Annotated in this window: 6 protein-coding genes and 1 pseudogene; 1 reads left to right on the forward strand and 6 read right to left on the reverse strand. The window is 73.4% G+C overall.

Annotated elements, in window-relative coordinates; all coding sequences use genetic code 11:
* Both ABT048_RS41310 and galT read right to left on the reverse strand, forming a co-directional pair.
* Positions 1 to 214: pseudogene (locus ABT048_RS41310) on the reverse strand (N-acetylglucosamine-6-phosphate deacetylase); the annotation flags it as partial.
* 24 nt (positions 215 to 238) lie between these two features.
* On the reverse strand, positions 239 to 1,342 hold the full coding sequence (gene galT, locus ABT048_RS41315; RefSeq protein ID WP_350526805.1) for a galactose-1-phosphate uridylyltransferase: 1,104 nt from the start codon (positions 1,340 to 1,342) through the stop codon (positions 239 to 241).
* A 262-nt stretch (positions 1,343 to 1,604) separates the two neighbouring features.
* Here galT and galK point away from each other — a divergent pair, with 262 nt between their 5' ends.
* Positions 1,605 to 2,750 carry a galactokinase gene (gene galK, locus ABT048_RS41320; protein WP_350526806.1) on the forward strand — a complete coding sequence of 382 codons (1,146 nt, stop codon included), beginning with the start codon at positions 1,605 to 1,607 and terminating at the stop codon, positions 2,748 to 2,750.
* 36 nt (positions 2,751 to 2,786) lie between these two features.
* On the opposite strand, the gene ABT048_RS41325 is transcribed toward galK, so the two are convergent.
* The 4 genes from ABT048_RS41325 to ABT048_RS41340 all read right to left on the reverse strand — a co-directional run bounded on the left by ABT048_RS41325 (position 2,787) and on the right by ABT048_RS41340 (position 7,910).
* Positions 2,787 to 3,593 (reverse strand): DeoR/GlpR family DNA-binding transcription regulator, encoded by an 807-nt coding sequence (locus tag ABT048_RS41325; RefSeq protein WP_350526807.1) that lies wholly within the window; start codon positions 3,591 to 3,593, stop codon positions 2,787 to 2,789.
* A gap of 374 nt (positions 3,594 to 3,967) precedes the next feature.
* Entirely contained in the window at positions 3,968 to 5,008 is a 1,041-nt protein-coding gene (locus ABT048_RS41330; RefSeq protein ID WP_350526808.1) for an ABC transporter permease, read from the reverse strand.
* 124 nt (positions 5,009 to 5,132) lie between these two features.
* Positions 5,133 to 6,707 (reverse strand): sugar ABC transporter ATP-binding protein, encoded by a 1,575-nt coding sequence (locus ABT048_RS41335; protein ID WP_350526809.1) that lies wholly within the window; start codon positions 6,705 to 6,707, stop codon positions 5,133 to 5,135.
* A 153-nt stretch (positions 6,708 to 6,860) separates the two neighbouring features.
* On the reverse strand, positions 6,861 to 7,910 hold the full coding sequence (locus tag ABT048_RS41340; RefSeq protein ID WP_350526810.1) for a substrate-binding domain-containing protein: 1,050 nt from the start codon (positions 7,908 to 7,910) through the stop codon (positions 6,861 to 6,863).
* Positions 7,911 to 8,307: the final 397 nt, after the last annotated feature.

Genomic DNA, 8,307 nt, shown 5'->3' on the forward strand with positions numbered 1-8,307 from the left:
AGGCGCCGCCGCCGCCGTGGACGTGCAGGTCCACGAAGCCGGGGACGACGGTGTGACCGGTCAGGTCGAGGTCGCCGGGTTCGGCGGCGCCGCCGCTCGTGCCGTTCGTGAGGGCGGAGATGCGGTCGCCCCGGACGGTCAGGCGGCCGTCCTCGACGACACCGCCGGGCAGGACCAGCCGGGCACCGGCCAGGACGGTTCGATCGACGGCCATGCGGAATCCTCCTGGGTTGCCTGGTCAGTCGGCGGCGCCACGCAGTCGTTCGGCGGCGGTCTCCGGGCTCACGTCGGTGACGAAGGCGTCGAGTCCGGACTCCACGCCCGCCAGGTACTTGAGCTTGCCAGGCGCACGCCGGATGGTGAACAGCTCCAGGTGCAGGGCGAGTTCGTCGCCGCCGCCCTTCGGTGCCTGGTGCCAGGCCGAGATGTACGGCGTCCGGTTCGGGGCGGCGCCGTCGGGCGCGGGGAACAGCCGGTCGAAGCGGCGCAGCAGGTCGAGGTACAGGCCGGGGAACTCGGCACGTTCGGCCTCGTCCAGGGCGGTGAGGTCGTGGACCCGGCGGTGGGGGTAGAGGTGGACCTCGTACGGCCAGCGGGCGGCGAACGGGACGAAGGCGGTCCAGTGCTCGCCCTGGAGCACCAGCCGCTCGGGGGCGGCCCGTTCGGCGGCGAGCAGGTCCTCGAAGAGGTTCCGTCCGGTGCGCGCGCGGTGCTCCCCGGCCCGGAGGATCATCCGGGTGGTGCGGGAGGGGACGAAGGGGAAGGCGTAGATCTGGCCGTGCGGGTGGGCCAGGGTGACACCGATCTCCGCGCCGCGGTTCTCGAAGCAGTACACCTGCCGGACGTCGGGCAGGGCGGACAGCGCGGCCGTGCGGTCGGTCCAGGCGTCCAGGACCAGGCGGGCGTCGGCCTCGTCCAGGTCGGCGAAGGAGGCGTCGTGGTCCGGGGCGAAGCAGACCACCTCGCAGCGGCCGGTGCCGGGTCGGAGGGTGCGCAGCGGGTCGTCGTCGTGGGCCTCGACGTGCGCGGCCGAGGCCGGGGAGAGGGAGGGGAAGCGGTTCTCGAAGACCACGACCTGGTAGTCGGCGGCCGGGACCTCGCTGAGCCGTCCGTCCCGGGAGGGGCAGAGCGGGCACTCGCCGGCCGGCGGGTGGTAGGTCCGCTGCTGGCGGTGGGCGGCGACGGTCACCCACTCGCCGAGCACCGGGTCGAGCCGGATCTCGGAGAGGCTCGTGGCGGGTTCCAGCGGGCGTTCGTCCACGGTGTCGCGGGCGGTGCCGGCCGTCCGGTCGTAGTAGAAGAGTTCACGGCCGTCGGCCAACGTGGTCGCGGTCTTGTGCACCGCCGTACTCCTTATGCGTGGGACGTCGGCCCGCCTGTGCCGATCTTCAACAGAATCAAACATATACGATCGCTTGTCAACAGGGATGGACTGGCAGGCCAGGAAGCGCCTGTCCGGGGTGCGCTCGCCGATGTGTCAAAGCCGCTGGTGTTGACCGTCGGTGGCAATCATGTTTGATTATGTCGAAATAGGCTCCCGCCTGCCGGTGTACGTGCCCGCGGGAGCCGGTACGACACACGCGCGACGCACGGGAGCCGCACAGATGATCGAGCAGGCCGCCACCGACTTCGAGGCCGTCCACGGCGCCCGGCCGACCGGCGTGTGGGCCGCGCCCGGCCGGGTGAACCTGATCGGCGAGCACACCGACTACAACGACGGCTTCGTCCTGCCGATGGCCCTCCCGCACCGCGTCGAGGTCGCCGCCCGCCGCCGCGACGACGGCCGGGTGCGGCTGTACAGCGCCCAGGGCGACGGCACGATCGGCGACCTCGCGCTCGACGGCCTGGCCCCCGGCGTGGTCACCGGCTGGGCCGCCTACCCGGCCGGCGTGTTCTGGGCCCTCGCCGAGGCCGGGCACGCCGTCGGCGGCGCCGACCTGTCCTTCGCCGGCACCGTGCCGACCGGAGCGGGGCTCTCCTCCTCCGCCGCCCTGGAGTGCGCCACCGCCGTCGCCCTGAACGACCTGTACGGGCTCGGCCTGTCCGCGCCGCAGCTCGCCCTGCTCGCCCAGCGGGCCGAGAACGCCTTCGTCGGCGTGCCCTGCGGCGTGATGGACCAGATGGCCTCCGCGTGCTGCACGGACGGCGCCGCACTGTTCCTGGACACCCGGACGCTGGAGCAGCGGCACGTCCCGCTCGACCTGGAGGCGGCCGGCTTCCGGCTGCTGGTGATCGACACCCGGGTCAAGCACGACCTGGGCGACGGCGCCTACGCCGCCCTGCGGGCCGGCTGCGAGCGCGCCGCCGGGCTGCTCGGCCTGGACGCGCTGCGCGACCTCCCGCCCGCGGGCCTCCCCGCCGCGCTGGAGCGCCTCCCCGACGACCTCGCCCGCCTGGTGCGGCACGTGGTCACCGAGAACCGGCGGGTGACCGAGGCGATCGAGCACCTGGACGGCGGCCGGATCGCCGCACTGGGGCCGATCCTGACGGCCGGACACGCCTCGCTGCGCGACGACTTCCGGGTCTCCTGCGACGAGACGGACCTCGCGGTCGAGGCCGCCGTGGCCGCCGGCGCGCTGGGGGCCCGGATGACCGGCGGCGGCTTCGGCGGCTCCGTCATCGCCCTGGTCGGGGCGGACGGTGCGGACCGGGTCGCGGAGGCGGTGCGGTCGGCCTTCCGCTCGGCGGGCCACGCCGATCCGGTGGCCTTCACCGCCGTGCCCTCGCCGGGCGCGCGGCGGGTGGCCTGACGGGCTCGGCGGGTGGCCGGATCCGCGGCCGTGCCCTCAACCCCCGGCCGGCACCACCACGAGCTCCCCGACGGTGTCGGCGAGCGCGTTGCGGGCGGCCGCCGGGAGGGCGTCGTCGGTGATGAAGCAGTCGACCTCAGCCAGGGTGGCGAAGCTGCTCAGACCGACGACGCCCCACTTGGTGTGGTCGGCCACCACGACGGTGCGGCGGGCGGAGGCGATCAGCGCCCGGTTGGTCTGGGCCTCCGCCAGGTTGGGCGTGGTGAGCCCGGCGTGCTCGTCGGCGCCGTGCACCCCGAGGATCAGCAGGTCGACGTGGAGGGTGCGGATCGTCTGGTCCGCGAGGGCCCCGACCAGGGCCGCGGAGCGGGTGGGGGCCCCGCCGGTCACCAGCAGCGACGGGACGCCCTCCCGCCCGTCGCTCTCTGCCGCCCACAGCAGGTCCGCGATCCGCAGGGAGTTGGTCACGACCGTCAGCTGCGGGATCTCCAGCAGCCGGGAGGCGACCGCGTAGGTGGTGGTGCCGGCGGAGAGCGCGACCACGCTGCCGGGCTCCACGAGTTGCGCCGCCGCGTCCGCCAGGGCGGCCTTGGTGCTCTCCTCCAGCTCGGACTTGACGTCGAAGCCGGGTTCGTACGTGCTCGCCGTGCCCACCGCGATGGCACCGCCGTGCACCTTCTGGACGGCGCCCTGGCGCACCAGCGCGTCCAGGTCGCGACGGATCGTCATGTCCGACACGCCGAACTGCTCGACCAGCTCGGCGACGCGCACCGCGCCGGCCTTGCGGATGGCCTCCAGGATCAGCGCCTGGCGCTGCGGGGCGAGCAAACTCTGATCAGCCACGGAGGCCCTTTCGATCGAACGGGTGCCTGGTCGCGCCCGCTTCCTGCCGGTGGGCGACCCTGCCACGGTCGTGGACGAACGCGTGCCACCGCTCCGGGCGGGACGGGGGCCGGAGCGTCCGCGGCGACGACCGGGGCGCGTCCGGTCGCGACGTGATCCAGTATCCCAGCCCGCCGGTGCGCCCCGTGTCCCGGCGGCCGCCCCGTGCGGCGGGGCCCCGGGGCGCCGGCCCGGAGGCACGGAACCGCCGGTGCCACGGGCAGGGGTGGCACCGGCGGTTCCGGTCGCGGTCCGGCCGACCCTCGACGGCCGGCCGCTCGTTCCGTCGCCGGCCCCGTGCGGCGCTGCGGTGCCCCGCCGCACGGGGCCGGGGATCAGGCGGGCAGGCCGACCGCCCGCTCGCGGTTGCGGCGCTGCTGGATGACGACGGCGGCGACCAGCAGGGTGCCCTGGGCGACGTTCTGCCAGAAGGCGTTGATGCCCTGGACGGTGAGGCCGTTCTGCAGCGCGCCGAGCAGCGCGACGGCGAGCAGGGTGCCGCCGATGCTGCCCTTGCCGCCCTTGAGGGCGCAGCCGCCGAGCGCCGCGGCGGTGATCGACTGCAGTTCCAGGCCCTCGCTGCCGGAGACCGGCTGGCCGCTGCCGGTGCGGGCGGTGAGCAGCACGCCCGCCAGGGCCGCGACGGTGCCGGAGAGGGCGTAGGCGGCGATCAGGTACTTGTTGAGGTTGATGCCGGCGAGGCGGGCGGCGGTGTCGTTGCCGCCGATCGCGTAGATGTTGCGGCCGATGTCGGTGTACGTGAGCAGGGCGTGCACGGCGGCGGCGGTGAGGATCAGCAGCCAGACCATGGTGGGCAGGCCGGCGATCTTTCCCCGGCTGAGGAAGACGAAGACCGGGTCGTTGAGCACGTAACCCTGGGCACGGCCGTCCGAGACCAGCTGGGCGACGCCCTTGTACGCGGCGAGGCCGGCCAGGGTGGCGATGGTCGGGTTGACCCGGCCGTAGATGATGACGACGCCGTTGAACAGGCCGATGCCGGCGCCGATGGCGAGCGCGGCGCCGATGCCCAGGTAGGGGTTGCTGCCGGCGGACGTGAAGACCATGGCGCTGGTGACGGAGGCCAGGCCGGCCTGGGAGCCGACCGAGATGTCCAGGCCGCCGCAGATGATCACGACGGTCTGGACGACGGCCAGCAGGCCGGAGATGGTGGCGGCCTCGGCGATGACCTGGATGTTGTCCCAGCCGACGAAGTTGGGGTTGAGCGAGCCGAAGAGGGCGACGACGGCGACGAGGGCGCCGATCAGGCTGAGGTTCTGGCCGCCGATCGCGGCGAGCAGGGCGCGCGGGCCGCCGGACCGGACGGGCACGGCCCCGGCGTCCGGTGCCGGGGCGGTCGGGGGAGTGGCGGTGGTCATGCGCCCACCTCGCTGCGCTCGGCAGGGGCACTTGCCCACGCGCGCCTTTCGATGGTTCGCTCGCTGCGCTCGGCAGGGGCACTTGCCCACGCGCGCCTTTCGATGGTTCGCTCGCTGCGCTCGTTCACTGGGTCTCTCCGGTCTGGGCTGGGGCGGTGGTGGCGAGGTCGTCGGCCATGGCGAGGGCGAGGATGGCCTCCTCCGTCGCCTGGTCACGGCTCAGTTCGCCGGTGGTGCGGCCGTTCTGCATCACCACGACCCGGTCGGCGAGGCCGAGGACCTCGGGCAGTTCGGAGGAGATGACCAGGACGGCGGTGCCCTCGCGGGCGAGGTCGGCGATGATCTGGTAGATCTCGGCCTTGGCGCCGACGTCGACGCCGCGGGTGGGTTCGTCGAGGATCAGCAGGTCGGGTTTGCGGGCGAGCCAGCGCGCGAGCACGACCTTCTGCTGGTTGCCGCCGGACAGGGTGCGGACCTCGGCCTCGATGGAGGGGGCGCGGACCCGCAGCCGGTCGGCGTACTCCTGGGCGAGCTCCTTCTCCTGACGGCGCTTCACGAAACGCCGACGGCTGAGCCGGCGCAGGCTGACCAGCGAGGTGTTGTCGCGGATCGTGCGCTGCAGGAACAGCGCCTGGGCCTTGCGTTCCTCGGGGGCCAGGCCGATGCCGGCGGCGATGGCGGCGCGCGGGTCCTTCAGCCGCAGGACCTCGCCGTTGAGGGCGACCGTGCCGGAGCGGACGGGGGCGTCACCGGCCAGGGCGAGGGCGAGTTCGGAGCGTCCGGCGCCGATCAGCCCGGCCAGCGCGACGACCTCGCCGGCCCGGACCGTGAGGCTGACGCCGTGCACGTCGTCGGTGGTGAGGTCCCGGACGTCCAGGACGACGCGGTCGGTGGCGACCTGCTGACGGACGAACAGCGAGGAGAGGTCCCGCCCGACCATCAGCCGGACGAGTTCGCCCTCGTCGGTGGCGGCGGCCTCGACCACCCCGGCGACCCGGCCGTCGCGCAGCACGGCGATGCGGTCGGCGAGCCGGAAGATCTCCTTCATCCGGTGGGAGACGTAGACGACCGCGATGCCCTCGTCGCGCAGCCGTCCGATCAGCGCGAACAGGGCCTCGACCTCGTGCTCGGAGAGCGAGGAGGTGGGCTCGTCGAAGGCGATCGCCCGCGGCGGGACGGCGCCGGTCAGGGCCCGCATGATCTCGACCAACTGGCGCTGGGCCGCGGTGAGTTCGGAGCCGAGCAGATCGGGGTCGAGGACCTTGTCGAAGCCCAGGCGGGCGAGGTCCGCGGTGATCCGGCGGCGCAGCTCGGCGCGGTCCAGCCGGCGCAGCCAGGTGCGGGGCAGCGAGCCGGCGTAGACGTTCTCGGCGACCGCGACGTGCGGGATGATCTCGGGTTCCTGCGGGATGATCCGGATCCCGGCGCGGCGGGCGTCCTGCGGGGAGTGCAGGTCGACGCTGGCGCCGTCCAGCAGGACGTGCCCCCCGGTGGGGCGGTGGTCGCCGGTGAGGATGCGCAGCAGGGTGGACTTCCCGGCGCCGTTCTCGCCCATCAGGGCGGTGACGCGGCCGGGCGGGAAGGTGAGGGTGACGTCCGACAGTGCCTGGACGGAGCCGAAGCGCTTGGAGACGCCCTCGGCGCTCAGGCCGGGGGAGCCGCTCGGTGGCGGGAGGGGGGACGGTGCGGGTGTGGTCATCGGGGCCTCGCTGGCAGTGCGGTGCGTACGGTCTGGGGAGCCGGGCGGGCGGTCTCCGGGTGCGGTGCCTGCGGTCGCGCGTACGAATCTCCGGGAGCGGCGCCGGTGGGGCGGGCCGGTGCCCGTCCGCCGCACCGGCGGCTCGACGCGGCGTCAGCTGCAGGACACGCCCGCGGACTGCCAGGTGGTGGCGTCGACCATCTTGGTCGGGGCGAAGGCCTCCTTCGGGAAGTCCTTGCCGTTCTTGAGCTTGTCGAACATGGTCTGCACCGACAGGGCGCCGACGTCCTTGCCGTTGATGAACAGGGCGGCCTTCATGCCGGAGGGCTTGCCGGACGCCCAGTCCTTGCACGCCAGGTAGGCGCCCAGGCCGACGCCGTCGATGTCGTTCGGGCTGATCCCGGCGTTCTGCAGGGCGGTGACGGCGCCCTGCACGTTCTCGTCGTTGCAGCCCCACGTCACCCAGTGCTTGACGCCCGGGTTGGCGGTGATGGTGGCGGCGACCTTGTCCTGCGCGCCGGTCGGGGTGTTGTCGGTCGCGACGTCGATCAGCTGCACGCCGGGCACGGCCTGGTCGAAGGCGGCCTTCGCGGCCTTCACGCGGTCGCCGCAGACGGTGACGTCCTGCTTCCAGGCGGAGATGATCCGGGTGTCGGCGGCGTTCCATCCGGCCTTGGTGAACTCCTCGGCGGCGCGCTTGCCGACCTCACCGCCCATCTGGGCGCCGCTGAACCCGATCCGGGGGACCAGGTCGCCGGCCGCGCACTGCGCCGGGGCGGGGCCGCTGGCGCAGACCTGGTCGTCGGAGGTGAGCAGTGCGGCCTTGGCGTCCCGGGCGGTCTGGACCACCTGCGGGCCGACCGCCGGGTCCGGCACCACGATGATCAGGCCGTTGCTCTTCTGCGCGATCGCGGCCTGCACCTCGCCGACCGTCTTGTTCGCGTCGTTGCCGAGGTTCACCACCTTCAGGTCGGCCCCCAGTTCGGCGGCCTTGGCCTTGGCACCGGCGGCCTCGTCCACGAAGTACTGCTGGTCGCCCTGCTTCTGCAGGTAGGTGATCGAGACCTTGCCGGACACCGGCGCGACGGGGGCGTCCGCGCTGTTGGAGGACGTCTGTCCGGTGGAGCAGGCGGTCAGTCCGAGCGAGGTGACGAGGCTCAGTGCGGCGATCGAGGCCAGGCGGCCACGGTGGGAGAGGTGCATGGTGGGGGCTCCTGAAGGTGTGGGACCGACCGGCGAGAAGCAACAGAACCGATCAGAAAGCATCGCAATCAAACGCGATGGATCAAAAGAAAGCGCCTGATCTCGATCTGAGTCAAGCTCGCGTTTCCCGCTCCGAGCTATTGAGACCGTCTCGTTATGCCGTGGTACTGGCGCTGGCGGTCGCCGGCTCCGCCCGGCGGCGCGGATCGACGGTCGGCTTCCTGGCCATGCTGCCCAGGAGCGTTGCATTTCATTCGAAGTTGTTGATTGTTGTTGGAAGCTGGGTCTACTGTCCTCCCCGGCGGCTGGCATGCACCCGCCGAAGACCCCCCCCCCCCCCCCCGGGGGGGGCCCGCCGGCGGCCCCCCCCCCCCCCCCCCCACCCCCCCCCCCCCCC

Origin of the sequence: Kitasatospora sp. NPDC096140, from assembly GCF_040303045.1 — a bacterium.
Lineage (GTDB): Bacteria > Actinomycetota > Actinomycetes > Streptomycetales > Streptomycetaceae > Kitasatospora.